Consider the following 20,351-nt stretch of genomic DNA (forward strand, 5'->3'; position numbering starts at 1 on the left):
GGCTTAAAGATATCTTTGTAGGTGTTTTTTGAAATATATGGCACTGTCGGTAATACTCTTCATGGAATTCTCAGCAAAATTGCCACCTTGTTCTATGTAATAATATTGCAGATCTTCTTTCTCTATACTAGAAAGCATTTTCTTGTAATCTATAGAACCATTTCCCATTTCAGAATAGTCGCGAGTTACTTTGTCCATGTCTTTTATGTGCCACATAACATAACGACCAGGATTTTCGGCAATTAATTCTGCCGGACTTTTATCGGAAGAATGTTCTACCCAATACATATCCATTTGCAACTTTACCAAATCAGAGTCTGTACCTGATAAAATTATATTATAGCCTTGTTCACCATTATGGTCAGTAAACTCAAAATCGTGATTGTGATAAGCAAATTGTAACCCAGCTTTAGTTACTTGCTCTCCTATTCTGTTCAATTTATCAGGTAGAACTTTAAAATTTTCCAAAGTTCGATATTCTGGTGCTAGCCACGGCCATGTAATAAATTTGCTATTTATATTATGAGCACCTTCAATACACTGACCTACATATCTTTCAAGTGTTTCTGCCGAATCATTAAAATAACTGGAAAAATCATAATGACCACTAGAAATTGTGAAATCAAGATCTTCTAATTGCTTTTTAAATTCTTTTGATTTAATACCGTAGTAAGTATCATTATTAACATCATAGCCGTAAATTTCCCCATCCTCATAACCCATTTTACGTGCATACTTTATACTCTGAATTGGGTTTTTGGCCATGGCATCGCGAATGGTGAACAATTGTAACCCCATTTTATATTTGTAATCGATAGGTAACACCGATAATGGTAGTATTGAACTTACCGAAAGTACACCTGTTTGCTTTAAAAATGTTCTACGAGAGTTTGAGTCGTTCATGATGAGATGTTCTAAAATGAATAAGGAGTATAAATATAAAGGATACGACAAGAACATGAACATTTAGTAACAAAAAAAAGCAGCCTTTAAGGGCTGCTTTTTTTAAAATATAAGAAGTCATTTTTTAGTTAACCGCTACGGATGTATTGCTGGACGAAAGTCTATAGATTGCATCTCCATAGTCATCAGAAATAAGCATAGAACCATCTTCTAATACTAATAAATCAACAGGTCTTCCAGTAGCTTTTTGGGCTACTTCATCTAACCAACCATCAATAAAAATTTCGCTATTAATAACTTTACCATCTTCAATGTCAACCATCATAATTCTATAACCTACTTTCTTACTTCTGTTCCAAGAACCGTGTTCTGCAATGAAAGCTTTACCCTTGTATTCTTTAGGAAACATATCACCTGTATAAAATTTAATCGCTAATGGTGCCACATGAGCATCTAATTGCAAAGCAGGGTCGACAAAATCAGAGCAAGGGTGTAAATCACCAAATTCTGGATCTTTTACAATACCACCATGACAAAATGGATATCCGAAATGCTGACCGGCTTTGGTAACTGTGTTTAATTCGCAAGGCGGAATATCATCACCTAACATGTCGCGACCATTATCGGTAAACCACATTTGCCCTGTATCGGGATGCCAAGTAAAGCCAACAGTGTTTCTAACACCTCTAGCATAAATTTCACGATTACTACCGTCAGGGTCCATTCTTGAAATAGTTGCAAAACGTTCATCTTCATCGGTACGGTTACAAATATTACATGGTGCACCTACCGGTACATATAATTTATCATCAGGTCCAAAGGCTATGTATTTCCACCCGTGGTGAAATTCCGTCGGAAAATCATCATAGATCAATTCCTTTTCTAAATCGCCACCTAACTGGTCTTCAATATTTGGGTATTTCCAAAGGCTACCTGGTTGCGCAACATACAAATCACCATTTTTCATGGCGATTCCGTTTGGCACTTCCATAGTATCAAGCACTATAATATTGTCAGCTTTAAAATCTTCATTAGTATCTTGTATGGCATATACATTATTTTCTGTTCTTGTGCCTACAAACAAAGTGCCGTTGTCACCCATTGCCATAGAACGAGCGCCGTCTACTCCCCTAGCATATACATCAATTTGAAAACCTTCTGGAAGATTCAAATCTAGTAACGCTAAATCTGTACTATCAAGTTCAATTTCTTTTGCCTTACTATCATTGTTTTCTTTCTTATTTTCTTTACAAGAGTGTAATGCTATAACTACGGACAAAACCATAGCTAATTTTAAAAATGAAGTTTTCATATAGAGGTGGTTTAATTTGATACGAAGATACACAACAGGATTTACTATCAAGATTTTATAAAGTGAGATGTAGATTATCATAATTAAAAAAAAGTCTGTCATAACCAAGTTATGACAGACTTTAACCAACCAAACAATATTTTAATATTTAAGAGTTGCCATCCATAGCTTTGCCAATAAGGGTGTCTCCTTGTATAATTTCAAAAGTACTATTTATGGCAGTATCGTTATGTAAAGACCTTACCAGTGTTTGTGCAACATCATCTCTAGTAATGGAGCCTTGCTTATTCAATTTTGATTTAAGTTCGATTTTACCTGTACCAGCGTCATTGGTCAATGATCCCGGTCTTACTATTGCGTGCATTAAATTTTTAGATTTAAGGTATTCATCGGCATTGTGCTTAGCTATTAAATAATCCTTTAGATCACTGGCTTCTTCAGGATTGTCTGCCCCCATAGAACTTAACATCACAAATTTTTTAATGTTTGCATTTTTAGATGCGTCAATTAAACTTTTGGCACCTTCTTGATCAACTTCTACAACTTTTTTACCACCAGAACCAGCAGCAAATATTACTTTGTCAATATTTTCTACAGTATGTGATAAGTCTTTTTCCAAATCACCTAAAACAGTCTTTATATTGTTTTTTTTAAATTGCTCTCGTTGCCCTTCTTTTCTAACCATTGCTATAGGCTCAAAGTATTGAGAACTTTTTAAAAGATTTACTATTTTTTTTCCTGTGGTACCGTTGGCACCAGCTACTAACACATTTTCCATTTTCGATTGTTTCTTTTGCAAGTTGGCTAAAATATACAGCTATCATTAATTCGTAAGAAGAAAATCTTAATGCTAAACGTTTGTTTCCTCATTTTTAGCTAACCTATTTAATTGAGCTCATAACCATTTGTTTTGTGCTAACAGGAACAAATAAGAAAAGGTAATTTTTAAAAAAAAATATACATATGAAGACTGAAAATAAAACAGAGACTTATAATTCTGATATTACCCAAGAAGATTTACAAGCTTTAGGAGAAAAGGTGAAAAACAACCGTACGGATAATGGTGATGATAGCCAATTAAATGACAGAAATAGAAAAGTTGATTTTGCTGGAAAAGATTTAGATATACCTGGTAGAAGTCTTCCTCAAAATAAGGTTTCAAAATCTATAAAAGATGAAGAGAACCAGTTATATAGTTTAGGTGGTGCTGAAAATGAAAATTTAGAACATAATAACGATGATATTTAATTAGTGTTATTACACAACATTAAAAAGGGCAGCCATTGGCTGCCCTTTTTTTATACATTATTTCTTAATTATTCTTTTCATAAGTTGGGTAGTCTAAATATCCTTCTTTTCCTGGTGTGTAAAAGGTATCAGTATCCCAATCTGCTAATGGGTAGTTGTGTTTAAACCGTTCCGCCAAATCAGGATTGGAGATATAGAGTTTACCATAAGCAACCAAATCTGCATTGCCTTCTTCAATAACTTTATTCCCAGATTCTTGGTCAAATCCGGCATTGATCATTAAGGTTCCATTATAAAGAGGTCTAAAATGCTTCGCAATATTTGCTATCGCAAATGGTACATTAGAAACATCAGTAAAAGGTTCTGATAAATGGATATATGCCAAATTATAATCGTTCAATTTTTTGATGATATATTCAAATGTTGGTATCGTTTCCTCGTCCATAGTAATACCGAACATTCCGTCTAAAGAAGGGTTAAACCGTGCACCAATTTTCTCTTGAGGAATTACCTCTTTTATTGCATTAAGCACCTCAATAAAAAAACGAGTTTTATTTTCGATGCTTCCTCCATATTCATCAGTTCTAATATTTGAGTTACCGTTAAAAAACTGGTGAAATAAATAACCATTGGAAGAATGAATTTCTACCCCGTCAAATCCAGCTTCCACAGCATTTACAGCAGCATTTTTAAAATCTGCTACCGTTTGCTTGATATCTTCAATGCTCATGGCTTTTGGTGTAACCGTATCTTTAAATCCTTCTGGAGTATATGACTGTGCATTCGGGTTTATGGCAGATGGCGCTAAAGGCAATTCACCTTTATGAAAATCTGGGTGAGACATTCTACCAACATGCCAAAGTTGTATGAAAATCTTACCTCCCTTATCATTTACTGCTTTCGTTACTTTTTTCCAGCCTTCTACTTGTTCTTGAGAATAAATACCGGCTGTATTTACATAACCAACGGCATCTTTAGAAACCTGCGATCCTTCAGTAATAATTAATCCTGCGGAAGCTCGTTGCGTATAATAGGGAACATGTAAATCTTCTGTAGGGATATTACCTTCATTAGCAGCTCTACTTCTTGTCATTGGCGCCATGACAACTCTATTTTTCAAACCTAAATTTTTATGGAAAGGTGTTAATAAAAATTGCGTGCTCATTTAATATTATAAATTATAGTTGTACAATATTCAGTTTATCTAGTTATACTGATTGACTCTAATCGTTAAAACATTGTTATAAAACGTAAAAGATATGTATGGTTTTAGAGATTATTTATATTGCAAATTATTTTTTAACTCTTTAAAACCATTGATAATTTTTGTCGTAAGTATTCTTGAAAACAAACCTTATCTAAAACTTATATTATGAATTATTGCTGTAATCGAATATTAAAAATTCTATTATTTATTATTTCACTTAGTGCATCGAGTTTTATAACTGCGCAAAACTTAAAAGGTACAGTTACCGATAAAGATGGTATAGCTTTAGAAAATGTAGGTATCTTCAATCAATCATCAGGTCAACATAGCCACACAAATTTATCAGGTGTATTTTCTCTTCCATCAACTAAAGTAAATGACTCGGTATATTTTTCAAATTTAGGTTTTAAGACTTATGTTTTGGTAGTTGAACAAAATGATGTTGATAATGGTGTAAGTATAGTTCTTGATGAATCTAGTATTAATTTAGATCAGGTTGTGGTCGTTTCTAAAGTTGATGCCATGAGTAGAATTGTAAATGTAGATGTACAGAACGACCCTGTAAAATCCTCACAAGAGATTCTTAGAAAAGTACCAGGTTTGTTAATTGGTCAACATGCCGGCGGTGGTAAAGCTGAGCAGATTTTTTTAAGAGGATTTGATATTGATCACGGTACCGATGTAGCCATAAGTGTAGATGGTATGCCGGTAAATATGGTATCTCATGCACACGGTCAAGGGTATGCCGATTTACACTTTGTAATACCAGAAACTATAGATAATATCAACTTTGGTAAAGGACCTTATTATGCGGACAAAGGCGATTTCAATACAGCCGGATATGTAGATTTGAGTCTTAAGAAAAGCGTTGATAAGAGTATGGTTTCTTACGAAGCGGGACAATTTAATACAAATAGATTTGTAGGTCTTTTCAATATTTCAGAAAGCAGTAAAAGTAGCGCATACGTAGCATCTGAGGTGTATTTAACTGACGGTCCATTTGATTCTCCACAGAATTTTAACCGTGTAAATATACTAGGAAGATATAATTATAAGGATATAGGGAAAGAAGAATTAACTTTAACTGCATCGCATTTTCAAAGTAAGTGGGATGCTTCTGGACAAATTCCACAACGCGCAATTGATCAAGGTATAATAGGTCGTTTTGGTGCTATAGACGATACTGAAGGCGGACAAACTAGTAGAACAAATTTAATGTTGAATCACACTAAATTTTTAGGTGAAGATCAATTTTTAAAAACAAGGGCTTTTGTTAGTAAATATGATTTTGAACTGTTCTCAAATTTCACCTTCTTTTTAGAAGACCCAGTAAATGGAGATCAAATACGCCAGTATGAAGATAGAACCATAATGGGAGCTGAAACTGTCTTTGAACAAATTGATATATCCGTTGGTGCAGATGACAGGTTTAAATATTCTGCGGGAATAGGATTTAGAAACGATAACGTAGATGATGTAACCTTAGAACATACTTTAAACAGGAAGACAGTTTTAGAACAATATGCTTTTGGTGATGTAGATGAAACCAATATGTACGGTTTTGTTGACGGAGAGTATAAAACAGGTAACTGGACATTTAATCCGTCTGTTCGTTTCGACTATTTCAACTTTGACTATGAAAATAAACTAAGTGAATTATATGATAATAAAAGCGAAAGCAAGGCTATAGTGAGTCCTAAATTGAACACCATTTATGCAGTAAATAAAGACTGGCAGTTATTCTTGAAAACTGGCTTAGGTTTTCATTCAAACGATGCTCGTGTAGTTACGGCAAACGAAGGTAGAGATATTCTTCCAAGAGCATATGGTGTTGATTTTGGAACTATAATCAAGCCAATGGATAAATTGGTGTTGAACGCAACATTATGGGGATTATTTTTAGATCAAGAGTTTGTGTATGTTGGTGATGCAGGTATTGTTGAACCAAGTGGAAAAACTAGAAGAGTTGGTGTAGAAGTTGGTGCGCGATATCAAATGCTAGATTGGTTGTATTTATATAGTGATGTTAATTATACCTATGCTAGAAGTACAGAAGAAGCTGATGGTGAAGATTATATTCCTTTAGCGCCAGATTTTACTGCTGTAGGCGGATTGTCTTTTAGTGATATTGGCAATTTTTCAGGTAACTTAAATTATAGATATTTGGGTGATAGAGCTGCAAATGAAGATAATAGCATTGTTGCAGAAGGATATTTTGTAACCGACCTAAACCTGAACTACCATATCAAAAACTGGACAGTTGGTGTAATTGTTGAAAATTTATTCGATACCGAATGGAACGAAACTCAGTTCGCTACCGAAAGTAGATTGTTCGATGAAACTGCATCGGTAGAAGAAATTCATTTTACTCCTGGTACGCCATTTTATCTAAGAGGTAAGGTTTCTGTGACGTTTTAAACAAGTTTCTCGTTTGAAGAACTTTAAAAGGTTGATTTGTTACTTCTGTAATGAATCAACCTTTTTTTAGACCAATGCAGCATGCAAGAAGTTTTTAAAGATTTTAGTACTGGTGGATTACTGAAGATTGGTAGTGAATTATTACTAGAATCTTACAGAAAACCAAAGCAAGCCGGAATCTATATTTTTATAAGAACCACTACTCAAAAAGCTTCTATAAAAGTAGATGGTGTTCCATATACCATTTCTGAACATAGTTTACTGGCATTGATACCAATTCAGTTCTTACATTATACAAAAGGCAGCAATTTAATCGTCTATCAATTTAACAGAGAGTTTTACTGTATAAAGGACCACGATCAAGAAGTAAGTTGCGCTGGCTTACTGTTTTTTAGTAATGCACATATTCCTGTTATAGATTTAGGTGAAAAAGAACAACGAAAGTTTGATACGCTGCACGAGGTATTTGTTGATGAGTTAGAAACCGAAGATACTATACAAGCAGAAATGCTTCGTATGCTTATGGCTCGTTTTATGATTATGAGTACGCGACTGCTTAAAGCAAAAGAAGGATTTAGCGAAGCTACCAATGATGTAAAAGTAGATTTGCTTAGAAACTTCAATTTGCTGGTTGAAGAATATTACAAATCGGAACATTCGGTTGCTTTTTATGCCGATAAATTATTTAAATCTCCTAAAACACTTTCAAACACATTCTCAAAATTTAATACCACTCCCCTACAAATTATTCATGAGCGTATTATTCTTGAAGCAAAGAGATTACTTATTTATACAGATAAGACCACAAAAGAAATTTCTTATGAAATTGGTTTTGAAGATGCCTCATATTTAAGTCGCTTATTTAAAAAGCAAACTCAGCAATCTCCGTCTGATTTCAAGAAACAACTTAAAAAATCATTTTAGGGAAAAATTGACAATACCTCGGGTAAAATTGCCCGTTTTAAGATTCTTAATACCTAGATCTTTGTAGTGTAGAATTAAAACATCAAAGACATGAACTTAAAACACAAATCAATCTTCAATTTAATTGAAATATTTACGTCTAAGAAGACGGTTATACCTAACACTATCAATGTAGATAAGCATTGTCAACATAATCATCTGTCAGATTACTATTGTGATTCTGATAGTACTTCAAGACTAACCAAAGCATTCGGTTCTTTTTTATAAAGGAAAAATTGACATGTAGAAAGGAAGTCTCTACATAATAAGAGTTCCATAGTGAAGCTACCTTTGTACCAGATAATTTAAAGAACAAATCAATAATAATTAAACATAAAAATATGAGCACATTTAATATACCAACAAGAGAAGATGTAAGCGAAAACAATAAAGCGATTTTCGATAATTTAGAAAAAGCTTTGGGCTTTGTTCCTAACTTATATGCAACATATGCAAATAGTGATACGGCATTAGAAAACTACTTGAATTTTGCCAACGCAAAAACATCATTATCAGCTAAAGAGAAAGAAGTTGTCAATTTAGCGGTTAGTGAAGTAAATAACTGTGTCTATTGTTTGTCTGCACATACGGCAATAGGTAAAATGAACGGATTTACTGATGACCAAATTCTTGAACTAAGAGCAGGTAAAGCATCTTTTGACTCCAAATTGGATGCTTTGGCTCAATTAGCAAAAAACGTTACAGAGAATAGAGGACGTACAGATGAAAAAGTTTTAGAAAATTATTTTGCTGCTGGTTATACAAAAGCAAATTTAATTGACACCATTTCAATAGTAGGTGACAAGACAATATCAAACTACATACATAGCACTACTCAGGTGCCAGTTGATTTTCCTGAAGCAGTTGCTTTATAAATACAATTTTACAAACAATAATTATTAATCTATCCATTAGAGCAAAAGCTCATTAAATTTTAAACACATGAAAAAAGTATTATCAATTTTAGTAATCGTATTAGCATTTTCTTTCAACGCAAACGCTCAAGACAAAATGATGAAGCAACCAGTTAAGAAAATTGCTTTAGAGCAAACAACTGGTGAGTTTACACAAAAATCAATTACAGTTAGCGAAGGAACTTATGTTTTTGATGTTGCGAACAACAACGTGGGTAAAGATGTTGGTTTGGTATTGGTTAAAAAAGGAATGGATGCTTCTAAACCAGAAAATCATATTCAGACGGCATATGTAACTGCTGCGGTTAAAAATAATACTGTTGGTCATTCTAAGGAAACGAAATTGGAAAAAGGAGAATATGTATATTTCTGTCCTTTAAACCCAACTCCGCAATACAGTCTTATTGTTGAATAAGAAGTAATTAGCTATAAAACGAAAAGGGCTGTTCTTAAAGAACAGCCCTTTTCGTTTTATAATATCTATGGAAATAGAAAACTATTTTCTTTGATTAATCTTCTGGCGGATGCCCGTGAATATCTTCAAATACCCTATCAAAATTTTCACGTAAGTAAGCATTCAATTTCTTTTGGTAATCAGCTTTCAGCCAGCTTAAGAAATTATAAGTACTCTTACTTATGCATTTTCCATATACATGAATACGATTATCAATATCTTCTTTTAGTAATTTGGCTAAAGCCAATGCATCATAAACATCTTCGCTATTTTCGATACACATATAGGCATGGTGAGCGATAGAACGTTCTAAAACAACTTTAGAAGATTCACCAGCAAACGTAGCCGTTTCATAAGTTTCTTTAATATCAAAATAAGTGTCTTCTGAGTTCTTGAATTCTGCTTTTACTTCTTCGGAAAGCTCAAGTTTAAAATCACTTTCAATATCCTCATCATCCTTAATGCGGTCCATGTAGAAATTAGGAGACTTAAAAATAGCTCCCCAATCTAAATCTGCACCCCATGGTCCAAAACGATAAAGGTTGTTACCTAAATCTATAACCGTAAATTTAGATTTGTTATTCAAAACCCTAGAACCCCTACCAATCATTTGATAGTAAAGAGTAAGAGATTTTGTTGCCCTATTTAAAATAATAGTATCAATAGTAGGCTCATCAAAACCTGTGGTCAATATACTTACGGATGTTAGTATAGCATCAGGTGTTTCTTTAAACCATTTTAATATTTGCTTACGCTGTTTTTTGGTAGCGGTATTATCAAGATGCATAATATTTAAACCAGCAGCTTGAAAAGTATGGTATACCTGTATAGAGGTTTCAATACCATTGTTGAAAATCAATGTCTTTTTACCTTTAGAATGTTTGGTATAAGCTTCTAATAGCTTACTTAACATTGCAGGGCTTGTATATAGATCAGCCGAAGATTTTACGGTATAATCACCATTAGATCCAATTTCAAGAGACGTAAGTCCCATGTCGTACTGAAATACTTCTGCCCTTGCCAAGAAATCATTGGCAATAAGATTTTCTATGGTTTCACCTGGTATAAGCTCATCATAGTTTTTGTTCATTGGTAAGTCCTTATTAGAACTTAACGGAGTTGCCGTAACACCAAGAACAAAAGAATTTTCGAAGAACTTAAAAAGTTTTGTGAAAGAATTATAGTGAGCTTCATCTATAATAACCAAACCAACATCAGAAATATCTAGTTGGTCATCGTTCAACCTATTGTTTAGGGTTTCTACCATGGCTACATAACAACTGTAACGTTCATGGTCATCAAGATTAGCCTTGCTGTTTACTACTTTATTAACAACGCCAAAACTAGTAAGCATGGCAGAAGTTTGGTTACAAAGTTCAATACGATGCGTCATTACCAAAACCTTCTTATTGTGGTTTTTGAGGTATTGACGTACCATTTCCGAAAAAATCACTGTTTTACCACCACCGGTAGGCAATTGGTATAGAAGGTGATAATCTTCCCGTTCTGAATCGAACTTGTCAAAAATTTGTTGAATAGCTCCTTGTTGATAGCTGTAAAGTTCCTTATCGGTCTTTCTATCTTGTAATTCAAAAACTGTCTCTTGCATAAAATCTTCTCTGGAGTTTACAAAGGTAACATTCTCTGCAAAACATTACTAATACATGGGTTAAAAAGGGTACCTTTTGCGACCATGTGTAAACTATATTAACCGTAAGCGTATAAATTATTGGAACATTTACATTATAAAGTGTACAAACCAGTAGGTATGCTAAGTCAAATGACTTCTGGTGAAGACCGTCAACGTCGCAAAAAACGATTTTTGACAGAACTTCATGATTTTCCAGAGGGAATAATGCCTGTAGGTAGATTGGATGAAAAATCTGAAGGTCTTTTGTTAATGACAACGGATGGAAAATTAAGCGATACTATAAATAGAGCAGGTATAGAAAAAGAATATCTAGCACAGCTGGATGGTCTGATAACTTCAGAAGCTGTAAAAGAAATATCTGAAGGAGTAGCTATTGGCATATTCGGCAAAAGGTATATGACCAAACCATGTAATGTAATAATACTAAATGAACCTCCTGCCCTGCCCGATGCTGATGTACAATTACGAATTGGTAGACACAGACCCACCTCATGGATACGTATTGTAATTACAGAAGGTAAGTTTCGTCAAGTACGTAAAATGTCGGCAGCCGTAGGGTTTCCAACAGTACGTTTAATACGGGTAAGAATTGGTGATATAGCATTAGAAAAAATGCAACCTAATCAAGTCGTGCCTATTTCAGATTTTCCACCGCTTTCTTAGGAATTCTCTTTCCTGAAAAACGGGAAAAAATAGTAAGACTCTTTTTGCTGTTTATAAAGTAGACTCCCGTTAAAAGCACAGCCGATGCAATTGCAGATTGTAAAGTAATATCCTCACTTAGAAAATACCAACCTAAAAGCATAGCTACAATTGGGTTTACATATGAGGATGTGGCCACTTTCTCTGGCGAAACTATTCGTAGCAAATAATTGAAGGCGGTAAAGGTGACAATACTACCAAAAATAATTAGTAGCAACATGGAAGTTATAACAGGCGTGCTCCAGTGAGCAGGAGATATCCATTCTTCACCAAATAAAGTACTTATGAGTAATAAGGATATACCGCTAGTGAGCATTTGATAACCCGTATTCACAAAGAAATTTTTAGGTAAATCTGCCTTACCAACAAATAAACTACCATAAGACCAACTAAGCATACATATAAATATGAGTACCATACCTAAAACAGCACCGTCTTGGGCAATAATATCATCTTGACCAACTAGGAGAGAAATACCGGTAATACCCAAGATCACTCCAATAATGGACATAGGTTGTATTTTCTTGCCTTGTAAAATCCGCATCATTAGTAAAACAACTAATGGCTGTGCAGAAACTTCTAATGCAGCAAAGCCGCTATCTACAAATTTCAGCGCCCATACAACTACTCCGTTCCCAAATGTTAGGAATAGAAAACCTGCAAGAATAGTATTCTTAAATTGCTGTTTGGTAATTTTAAGGGAGAAGCCTAATATCTTAGATATTATAAAAATTAGACTACCGGCTGTAACAAAACGAATACCTGCCAACATAAAGGCAGGTAATTCCGTTACTGCAATTTTATTCCATAAATAGGTGGATCCCCAAATGAAATAAATGGCAAAAAATGACAATACTACCAGAACGGTGTTGCGTTGCATTTTCACCATTAAAAATATTTAAAACTAAATCTTCTTAACACGAACGGCGTTCATGCCCTTCATGCCTTTTTCTAACTCGTAAGAAACTTTGTCGTTTTCCATAATTTCATCAATAAGACCACTAACATGAACAAAGTATTTTTCATTGTTCTCTGCGTCTATGATAAAACCAAAGCCTTTAGTAGTATCAAAGAAAGAAACCTTTCCATTTCTTACTGGATCAAATTCTTCAACATCACCTTCTTCTTTCTTAGGAATACCTAAAACAATATCTTCAGCCTCTACTTCTACCTTCATTGAAGGGTCCGGTGGTGTGTCAACTAAGTTACCGTTGAAATCTACATAAGCTAATGGAATACCAGAAGTACCATTTTCTTTTGCAGCTGCTTTACGAGCAAGCATTTTTTTCTTCTTTTCTTCACGCTTCTTTAAGCGCTTTTTTTCTTTTTCAGTTTTATTAAATGTTTGTTGCGATTTTGCCATTCGTAATTTTAATGATAATAATAGATTTTGCACTAAAGGAATTGAAATACGTGTTGACGTGTATAACGAACGGTAAGTTTTTGAGTAAACTATTATTCCGTTTGTTGTAAGGTCATTGCAAGAATTATGTGCATCCCTTTAAAGTTCTACAAAGATATGATTTGTATTTCAATTATTTAGCATTAGAGGGACTCAAACTATCAAAGTTTTAAGCTACTTCCTTTTAAAATGAATATATCATCACTTTATAAAGCAAAATTTTAATGTTTTTTGCCCATTCTCCTACTCCATTATTTATAGCATAAATGAAAATTAAAAAAGAATTGTTAAAATTAATTTTTTGATCAAAAGCATAAAATGCTGATTATTAGTATTTTGAACTAAAAATATAAAATTAATTTGTTAAAAATAGTACCTTTTTATGCATAGTACTGTAACAAAATAAAACATCCGTCGTCTTGTAAGTATAAGAAAAATATTAATCATCAATTAAAAATCAAATATCATGAGAACTTTTATCAGAAACACACCGACAGAAACAAGAAGAAACACTTTCTTTTCAAGTTTTAAAAACAGTAAAAGAGTACAATGGGTAGCATCAAGAAATCACACTCATTAATAATACCTTAATTAATCATTCATCAATCACTCGGCTAATCACCGAAACTAAAAACGAACATCATGAGAACTTTCATCAAAAACACACCAACAGAAACAAGAAGAAACACTTTCTTTTCAAGTTTTAAAAACAGCAAAAGAGTACAATGGGTAGCATCAAGAAATCACACCCATTAGTAAAACATCAATCATTCATCAATCACACGGCTAATCACCGAAACTAAAAACAAATAACATGAGAACTTTCATTAGAAACACACCAACAGAAACAAGAAGAAACACTTTCTTTTCAAGTTTTAAAAACAGTAAGAGAGTACAATGGGTAGCATCAAGAAATCACACTCATTAGTAAAACATCAATCATTCATCAATCACACGGCTAATCACCAATTAAAAAGCGAACATCATGAGAACTTTCATCAGAAACACACCAACAGAATCTAGAAGAAATACATTTTTTACCAATTTTAAAAACAGTAAACGAATACAATGGGTAGCGTCTAGGCATCATACACACTAAGAATACCTCATTCAAAATTTAATCATTAATCAATTCGGCTAATCACCGACTAAAAAACGAACATCATGAGAACTTTTATCAGAAACACACCGACAGAATCTAGAAGAAATACATTTTTCTCAAGTTTTAAAAATAGAAAACGCATTCAATGGGTTGCGAGTAGAAATCATACCCACTAATTTATATGAATCTAAATATGGGCTTCTATTTCAAAATGTATTTTAAATAGACACGGATAAATTAGACGGAGATTAAGTCTAAAAAAGAAAAAGGATAAAACCTGTAGGCCTTATCCTTTTTTTTCTTTTAAAATTATTGTTTTAATCTTCTAATGTAATCTCTTCTACTACTCCATTAGGGTAAGTTAACATAGCTATATCATCACATGTAGAATCTCCAAAATCAACATTAACTGTTAATCCGTTTTTTGTTAAATCCATATCTCCTCCAGATACATAAGAGCAGATAATAGCGCTGGTTAGTGCATTATTTACAGTAACATTATAGGTGTTCCCTTTATATTGTACTGTCCAATTCCCCGTAATACTAGACGTAGTAGTTACTTCTCCAAAAATTAGAGTAGTGGCCCTTACACCATTATCAGAAATAATAGAACCATCTTCCATCTCTGCAATCATATCACTTGTAACCGCAAAGGTTATTGCACTACTATCTATATTAGAGGTAAATGCGAACGACCTTGAACCGTTTATTTTTACGTCTCCTATGTAAAAATCATCATAACTTACAGTAAAAGAACCAGATTGATCCTCTAAATTATAAGTTACGGTAAGCTCCCCATTTACATTCTCAGTACCGTTAAGTACACAATTATTAAATGTAGCAACATAACCGGTTTCTGAATATACGGCAGAATAACAATCAAAACTGTAGGATTTACCAGTAGATTCAGCATTGGTATTTAAATTAAAAAGTGCTAAGTCAACACCATTGGTAATTTCATCAATTTCTAATACTGCTTTCAAATCTGATTGGGTCAGACTAACTTCTTCATTAACAGTATTATCATCACTACAGCTATAACCAAAAACTACAACAGTAATTAATATAATAGGCTTTTTGAATATCCACTTTAAATATTTCATTTTTTCTTATTTGTAGGTTGAATTCTTGGAACGTTCAATAATGGATTATAGTATCGATAGAAGGCACATTAACGCTGTATTTTCGATGAAATAGAACTTGATTATAAAAGTTATGCGTAAAACGATTTAAATCGTATACGATATATTATATTTGATGTATGCTGGTAAAAATGAACTTAAGAGATCAAGTACGGGATTATCTATTATCTGAAATGACAACAGGTAATCTTAAAACAGGAAAGACCATTAATTTAGCAGCGTTAGCACGGCATTTAAAAGTTAGTGTTACTCCTATTAGAGAGGCTTTAACCCAATTACAACAATCCCATATTATAAAAGCTGTACCCAATAGAGGATTTATAATAGCAGAATTAGATGTAGAAGAGGCTGAAGATTTGTATGAGTTGGTTGCAAATTTAGAGGTCATGGCCATTGAAAACTCAGAGTTTACCGAAGAACATATTATTGAACTTAAGGAACAGCAAGAGGTATTTGAAAATGCCAAAGATGCTATTTCTAGAATACAGGCAGATTTGGAGTTTCATAGATTATTGACCAAAAATTACAAAAATGACTTGGCTTTAAAAATACTACATGATCTAAAGACACGTATTTTTTTTTATGAACGTGCCTTTACAAATGATGACTCTTTCTATAATAAATCTGACAATCAACATGAATCCATTATTTCAGCAATTGCAGACGATAACGTACCCACGGCTTCCCTCCTACTAAAGATGAATTGGATGTTGATTTTAAATTACGTTCAAAAGAAACTTACCGAGTAAAAACTACTCTAAATCTTGTAATAGTTCTTGTGCAGAACGGGTTACTTTAAGGTAGCCATTATATGCCCATTTGCAGAAAAACACCATAGCAATCATAGTAATAGCAAATATTACATATTGTTCTGTTTTTAAACTGGTTAGAAAAACATTTTTATTGGAAATAATTTTGGATGTAACCGGTACTATAAAGAAGAGTCCAACAAAACCAATAGCTATGCCAACTTGTTGTAATTTTAAAAGTCTATTCTTAGTCTTTAAGTAAAACTTTAAATTGTCTTTATATGAGCCGTTTAAAATATCAATGTTCTTTATTGTTTTTATGGTAGTTAGCACCATAACAGGTAATACAATTAAAAATAACAAAGTAAGTATGCCACAAACTTGCAAATACCACGTATCTAATTTACCAAAGTTTAGAATAACAAAAAATGCAATGGCAAAACAGACAAAAGCGCCTAAGGTTTCATACTTTGTAATGGTAGTGAATTTGTTTTGATATTTCTGTTTGGTCATGTCTAATATGATTTTATTCGTTAATTTTTTTTGATGATTTAGTTCATCGCTTAATTGTGTCCAGGCGGACTTTAGTTCCTCTAGTTCCATGATTATTGTTTTGTCATGTTCGTTTTTAATTTCTTCTTTATTCGAGATATCTTCGTACCAACATTACTAGCACTCAAGCCTGTAATGTCTGCTATTTCATTATAGCTTTTACCCTCTAATAGGAGAAAAATAAGTCCCTTTTCTAAGGTGTTTAAATGCTTTAAATGCTGATAAAGTAGTTTTAATCGCTCGTCATACGCATCATCATTATTATCTGATTGCTTTAAAAAAACATCTGCAATGGGTACGGAATCTGGTCTTCTCTTTTTTTTCTTAATAAATGTGATTGAAGTATTCATAGCTACGCGATACATCCAAGTTGTTATTTTTGAATCGTTACGAAAAGAGTCAAAATATTTCCAAAGCTGGTAGACCACTTCTTGAAATAGGTCTTCTTGATCTTCTTTGTTTTCGGTGTAGATAGAAGTCACCTTATATAACAATGCCTGATGCTCTTGTATTAATTCAGTAAAGACTTCTTCTTTTTGCATTTATAAAAATCTATTTACCCATTAGTATGTCTTTTGTATAGTTTGTCACACTTTAAAGTAAATTCTTTTTTAAATTAAAGTAAAAACATGCTAACTCATACAACATGAGATATGTATGTGCGTTTTATTAAAAAATGTTCTGATATGAAGTTTTTAAATCCGGAAATTGAAGCATTGACTAAAAGGAAAGCCACACAAAACTTAGTTAAAAAAGAAGTTTCTTGTGGTATTTTTCAAGATGTAAAAGATATTCCTTTTAAGGAAGAAGCGGTTGTACTTAAAAAAGTATAACTACTATTTAAACAGCGAAACGTCTAAACCTGGAATTAGGTTTAACGCATTTTGGTAATATAGTTTTTTCAGCACATCATCAGGTAGGTTCAATCCGTACATGGACCAAAATGCGTGATATTTCTTGTAATAAGGAAAATACTCATCGTTGCTTTCCAATACTCTAAAGTACGTAGGGAATTCTTCTGGTTTCCAACTATCCTTACCGAACAATACCCTATCTTGATATTTAATAAAGAATGCCCTAGCATTCTGAGGTTGTCTACCAAGTTCTGCAATTACTGCTGATATACCCACATTCATATTTGGCATTTCATCTAATAGCTCTCCTAATTTTTTAAGGTTGTTAGCATGCCAACCCATGTGAGCATTTATAAATTTGGTATTCGGATGTTTTTTGAACACATTATGTTGCTCCTGAATAATTTGCTCGAAAGGCGCAGGGTCTTTAGCTGTACGCTTTCTTCTAGGGTGCGTTTTTAATTCTAACCAACGTTCGTTATCAGCATCCATATCATCCCAAAAAGATTTTGGATCAGCAGCATGAATTAATACCGGTACTCCCATTTCTGCACATTTAGCCCAAATGGGGTCTAAACGGGGGTCATCTATTGCCAAACGATTACCATCTGCATCTTTATTTCGTAATCCTAAACTTTTAAAAATCTTTAATCCCTTAGCTCCGTTCTTAATATCTTGTTCTAATTGGTCTGCAGCCTGTTTTCCCCATTCCATATCTTTAGCTCCTTCAAAATCTACATTGGCAAAAACTACAAACCTATTAGGGTAACTTTTATTGATATTATCAATTTTCTCCTTGAGACTTTCTCCTGACCTTCCACTTAAGTTCACCATAATGGCTTCATTCATAGCATCCATATGAGAAATTAATTCGTTCAGAGCCTCGACCGACATATCTCGTTGATGGCTATGAACGTCTATAAAAGGAAATTTAGCTTTGGTTATTTCGCCACCAGGCACCACCAATGTAGATGTAGGGTTATATTCTTCAAAACCCATTTCTTGGGCTGTTATAGTAGTAGTTAGTACTAACGTTAGTATAGCAAAAACGGTATATTTTAATTTGATCATCTTAGGTGTTAAGTGTGTTATTGGTTCGCTTTAATAGATTTTGGTATTCTAGGTTTGTGTCCACATCAATCATTTGATCTGCTGCATCCAAAGAAATAATTGCATTGCCTTCATTGTTTAAAATTTCCTTGGCACCGAAATCTCCTTTTAATGTACTCAATTTTTCAAATAGCAATTTAGGAAACAATGCGGGTACACCCACTTTTTTATGATAGTTTGTTGCAATGATTTTTGATGGATGTTTTGTAAACTCTTCAATTAATGAATCTAAGTATGCAGAACTCAATAATGGCTGGTCTGCAAGGCAAATTAAAACACCCTCCAAGCTAGGTGTTTGCTTAATTAACACTTTAACCCCATGGGCAATACTTTCGCCTAACCCATTTTCCCAATTAGAATTTACGATTATTTCTATATTTTTTTCCTTCAAACTACACTCAGCACTAATAAATTCAGCGTTTGAGCCTAGTACGACATGAATTGATGTTGCATTGGTCTGTTGAACAGTTTTTATGGTTTCCATTAAGAAATTAGAATCTTTCCATGGCATTAACTGCTTGATGCCGTCCATTCTTCTAGAAGCACCAGCTGCCATAATAAGAACTGCTATATGTACATCTTTCTTCAATGAACAGATTTCAATTTGTCTTTCAACATTACGGGTTGTGTTTTTCTAATTACGGTCAATATTTCTGCAAGAATAGATATTGCTATTTCTTGCGGTGTTTCAGCTCCAATATTTAATCCTGCAGGACCATGAATGTTTTCAATAAAGCCTAAATCAATATCCATATCATGTTCCAATAATTCAGATAGCAATTTCTCCCTTCTTTTAATTGGTCCTAAAATTCCTAAATACGTAGGTTTACTATTTTTTAATCTCATTAAATATTTCAAGTCTTTTACATAACTATGCGTCATTAAAAGAACAGCGGTATTCTTATCTATGGTTTCAACAGGAAATTCTTCTGGTTCAAAGTCTAATAATCTATCAATACTATGAAAATCAGCAATAGTTTTATTCTCTTTTGGTGTTACGGCAACGTTCACTTCCCATCCCATACCCAATCCAAAATGAGCTAGTTGAACCGAATCATGCTCACCTCCTATCAATAAAAGTCGTTGGCAAGGTTCTAATGTCTGCAAAAAGTGTAGACTATTTTGTTGTTCCTTAGTACTAGAATTAAATGTATAGGTAACAGAATTTAGACTTATAAATGTACCGTATCCTTCTAAATCGCCATATTCTTTTATATAAGATGTGTTAAGCTTGAACGATTTCCTATTTTCTATAACGAATTTAAAATCGGTAATAAGAGCCTCTTCTGGTGAAAAGGATTCCAATAAGATATAAAGTAAACCTTCACAACCTAATCTGAATCTACCATCATAGGTCATTAGTTTTGTAATTCCATTCTCAAATACTGATTGTGCTTGAAACAAAACTTCTTTCTCTACACAACCACCACTAACGGCACCTATCATTACATCATCTTCACGAATAAGCATACGAACCCCAGGTTTCCGATAAGAAGAGCCATCTAAATCAACGACCGTTGCAAGCACACACTTCAAATTTGCCAATTTAGCAATGCTGTACTCCTTAATTATTTTCTTGAATTCGTGAGTCATTAACCATAGATTTTACACCTTCTAAAGTACTAAAATTAATGCATATATTCCTAAAGCCTATTCGTCTTAAAGCCA

22 protein-coding genes are annotated in these 20,351 nt (G+C 33.3%); 9 read left to right on the top strand and 13 right to left on the bottom strand.

The window, feature by feature from the left end; all coding sequences use genetic code 11:
* Positions 1 to 3 precede the first annotated feature (3 nt).
* The 3 genes from ACJJVP_RS14845 to ACJJVP_RS14855 form a co-directional block, all read right to left on the bottom strand.
* Complete coding sequence (locus ACJJVP_RS14845; protein ID WP_405414729.1) at positions 4 to 903, bottom strand: sugar phosphate isomerase/epimerase family protein; 900 nt, start codon at positions 901 to 903, stop codon at positions 4 to 6.
* A gap of 124 nt (positions 904 to 1,027) precedes the next feature.
* Positions 1,028 to 2,215 (bottom strand): PQQ-dependent sugar dehydrogenase, encoded by a 1,188-nt coding sequence (locus tag ACJJVP_RS14850; protein WP_405414731.1) that lies wholly within the window; start codon positions 2,213 to 2,215, stop codon positions 1,028 to 1,030.
* Positions 2,216 to 2,363: 148 nt separating this feature from the next.
* Complete coding sequence (locus tag ACJJVP_RS14855; RefSeq protein ID WP_405414734.1) at positions 2,364 to 2,993, bottom strand: SDR family oxidoreductase; 630 nt, start codon at positions 2,991 to 2,993, stop codon at positions 2,364 to 2,366.
* 185 nt (positions 2,994 to 3,178) lie between these two features.
* Between ACJJVP_RS14855 and ACJJVP_RS14860 the strand changes: the two genes are divergently transcribed.
* Positions 3,179 to 3,463 (top strand): hypothetical protein, encoded by a 285-nt coding sequence (locus ACJJVP_RS14860; RefSeq protein ID WP_405414736.1) that lies wholly within the window; start codon positions 3,179 to 3,181, stop codon positions 3,461 to 3,463.
* Positions 3,464 to 3,527: 64 nt separating this feature from the next.
* Here the strand turns inward: ACJJVP_RS14860 and ACJJVP_RS14865 are convergent, their stop codons facing one another.
* Positions 3,528 to 4,628 carry an alkene reductase gene (locus ACJJVP_RS14865; RefSeq protein ID WP_405414738.1) on the bottom strand — a complete coding sequence of 367 codons (1,101 nt, stop codon included), beginning with the start codon at positions 4,626 to 4,628 and terminating at the stop codon, positions 3,528 to 3,530.
* Between the two features lie 207 nt (positions 4,629 to 4,835).
* Here ACJJVP_RS14865 and ACJJVP_RS14870 point away from each other — a divergent pair, with 207 nt between their 5' ends.
* The 5 genes from ACJJVP_RS14870 (at position 4,836) to ACJJVP_RS14890 (ending at position 9,380) form a co-directional block, all read left to right on the top strand.
* Positions 4,836 to 7,088: a TonB-dependent receptor gene (locus ACJJVP_RS14870; protein WP_405414741.1), complete on the top strand. Its 2,253-nt coding sequence runs from the start codon at positions 4,836 to 4,838 to the stop codon at positions 7,086 to 7,088.
* A gap of 81 nt (positions 7,089 to 7,169) precedes the next feature.
* Positions 7,170 to 8,012 carry a helix-turn-helix domain-containing protein gene (locus tag ACJJVP_RS14875; protein WP_405414743.1) on the top strand — a complete coding sequence of 281 codons (843 nt, stop codon included), beginning with the start codon at positions 7,170 to 7,172 and terminating at the stop codon, positions 8,010 to 8,012.
* A gap of 90 nt (positions 8,013 to 8,102) precedes the next feature.
* A complete protein-coding gene (locus ACJJVP_RS14880; protein WP_405414746.1) occupies positions 8,103 to 8,279 on the top strand; it encodes a hypothetical protein in 177 nt (58 codons plus the stop codon).
* Positions 8,280 to 8,392: 113 nt separating this feature from the next.
* The gene (locus ACJJVP_RS14885) at positions 8,393 to 8,926 is read left to right on the top strand and encodes a carboxymuconolactone decarboxylase family protein (protein WP_405414748.1); all 534 of its coding nucleotides are present in this window, start codon (positions 8,393 to 8,395) and stop codon (positions 8,924 to 8,926) included.
* Positions 8,927 to 8,993: 67 nt separating this feature from the next.
* Positions 8,994 to 9,380, top strand: coding sequence for a hypothetical protein (locus tag ACJJVP_RS14890; protein ID WP_405414750.1), 387 nt, complete (start codon positions 8,994 to 8,996; stop codon positions 9,378 to 9,380).
* Positions 9,381 to 9,474: 94 nt separating this feature from the next.
* On the opposite strand, the gene ACJJVP_RS14895 is transcribed toward ACJJVP_RS14890, so the two are convergent.
* A complete protein-coding gene (locus ACJJVP_RS14895; RefSeq protein ID WP_405414752.1) occupies positions 9,475 to 11,028 on the bottom strand; it encodes a DEAD/DEAH box helicase in 1,554 nt (517 codons plus the stop codon).
* 120 nt (positions 11,029 to 11,148) lie between these two features.
* Between ACJJVP_RS14895 and ACJJVP_RS14900 the strand changes: the two genes are divergently transcribed.
* Positions 11,149 to 11,733 carry a pseudouridine synthase gene (locus ACJJVP_RS14900; RefSeq protein ID WP_405414753.1) on the top strand — a complete coding sequence of 195 codons (585 nt, stop codon included), beginning with the start codon at positions 11,149 to 11,151 and terminating at the stop codon, positions 11,731 to 11,733.
* Here ACJJVP_RS14900 and ACJJVP_RS14905 read toward each other — a convergent pair.
* From ACJJVP_RS14905 to ACJJVP_RS14915, 3 genes are all read right to left on the bottom strand, one after another.
* Positions 11,705 to 12,658: an EamA family transporter gene (locus ACJJVP_RS14905; RefSeq protein ID WP_405416212.1), complete on the bottom strand. Its 954-nt coding sequence runs from the start codon at positions 12,656 to 12,658 to the stop codon at positions 11,705 to 11,707. The genes ACJJVP_RS14900 and ACJJVP_RS14905 overlap by 29 nt on opposite strands.
* Before the next feature lie 18 nt (positions 12,659 to 12,676).
* Positions 12,677 to 13,135 carry a cold-shock protein gene (locus ACJJVP_RS14910; RefSeq protein ID WP_405414755.1) on the bottom strand — a complete coding sequence of 153 codons (459 nt, stop codon included), beginning with the start codon at positions 13,133 to 13,135 and terminating at the stop codon, positions 12,677 to 12,679.
* Between the two features lie 1,458 nt (positions 13,136 to 14,593).
* Positions 14,594 to 15,379 (bottom strand): hypothetical protein, encoded by a 786-nt coding sequence (locus tag ACJJVP_RS14915; RefSeq protein WP_405414758.1) that lies wholly within the window; start codon positions 15,377 to 15,379, stop codon positions 14,594 to 14,596.
* A gap of 170 nt (positions 15,380 to 15,549) precedes the next feature.
* Here ACJJVP_RS14915 and ACJJVP_RS14920 point away from each other — a divergent pair, with 170 nt between their 5' ends.
* On the top strand, positions 15,550 to 16,167 hold the full coding sequence (locus ACJJVP_RS14920) for a GntR family transcriptional regulator (protein ID WP_245233023.1): 618 nt from the start codon (positions 15,550 to 15,552) through the stop codon (positions 16,165 to 16,167).
* A 3-nt stretch (positions 16,168 to 16,170) separates the two neighbouring features.
* On the opposite strand, the gene ACJJVP_RS14925 is transcribed toward ACJJVP_RS14920, so the two are convergent.
* Both ACJJVP_RS14925 and ACJJVP_RS14930 read right to left on the bottom strand, forming a co-directional pair.
* Positions 16,171 to 16,770, bottom strand: coding sequence for a hypothetical protein (locus tag ACJJVP_RS14925; RefSeq protein ID WP_405414760.1), 600 nt, complete (start codon positions 16,768 to 16,770; stop codon positions 16,171 to 16,173).
* Positions 16,771 to 16,772: 2 nt separating this feature from the next.
* A complete protein-coding gene (locus ACJJVP_RS14930) occupies positions 16,773 to 17,261 on the bottom strand; it encodes an RNA polymerase sigma factor (RefSeq protein ID WP_405414763.1) in 489 nt (162 codons plus the stop codon).
* Between the two features lie 144 nt (positions 17,262 to 17,405).
* On the opposite strand from ACJJVP_RS14930, the gene ACJJVP_RS14935 reads away from it, so the two are divergent.
* On the top strand, positions 17,406 to 17,552 hold the full coding sequence (locus tag ACJJVP_RS14935) for a hypothetical protein (protein ID WP_405414765.1): 147 nt from the start codon (positions 17,406 to 17,408) through the stop codon (positions 17,550 to 17,552).
* A gap of 3 nt (positions 17,553 to 17,555) precedes the next feature.
* Here ACJJVP_RS14935 and ACJJVP_RS14940 read toward each other — a convergent pair whose 3' ends face one another.
* Genes ACJJVP_RS14940 through ACJJVP_RS14950 form a run of 3 tightly spaced genes read right to left on the bottom strand, consistent with a single transcriptional unit; the run spans position 17,556 to position 20,276 of the window.
* Complete coding sequence (locus tag ACJJVP_RS14940; RefSeq protein ID WP_405414767.1) at positions 17,556 to 18,644, bottom strand: amidohydrolase family protein; 1,089 nt, start codon at positions 18,642 to 18,644, stop codon at positions 17,556 to 17,558.
* Position 18,645: 1 nt separating this feature from the next.
* Entirely contained in the window at positions 18,646 to 19,272 is a 627-nt protein-coding gene (locus tag ACJJVP_RS14945) for an NTP transferase domain-containing protein (protein WP_405414769.1), read from the bottom strand.
* Positions 19,269 to 20,276: an XdhC family protein gene (locus tag ACJJVP_RS14950; protein ID WP_405414771.1), complete on the bottom strand. Its 1,008-nt coding sequence runs from the start codon at positions 20,274 to 20,276 to the stop codon at positions 19,269 to 19,271. The genes ACJJVP_RS14945 and ACJJVP_RS14950 overlap by 4 nt, the downstream gene beginning before the upstream one ends.
* Between the last annotated feature and the right edge of the window lie 75 nt (positions 20,277 to 20,351).

It is taken from the genome of Maribacter sp. Asnod1-A12, from assembly GCF_045063735.1.
Taxonomy (GTDB): Bacteria; Bacteroidota; Bacteroidia; order Flavobacteriales; family Flavobacteriaceae; genus Maribacter.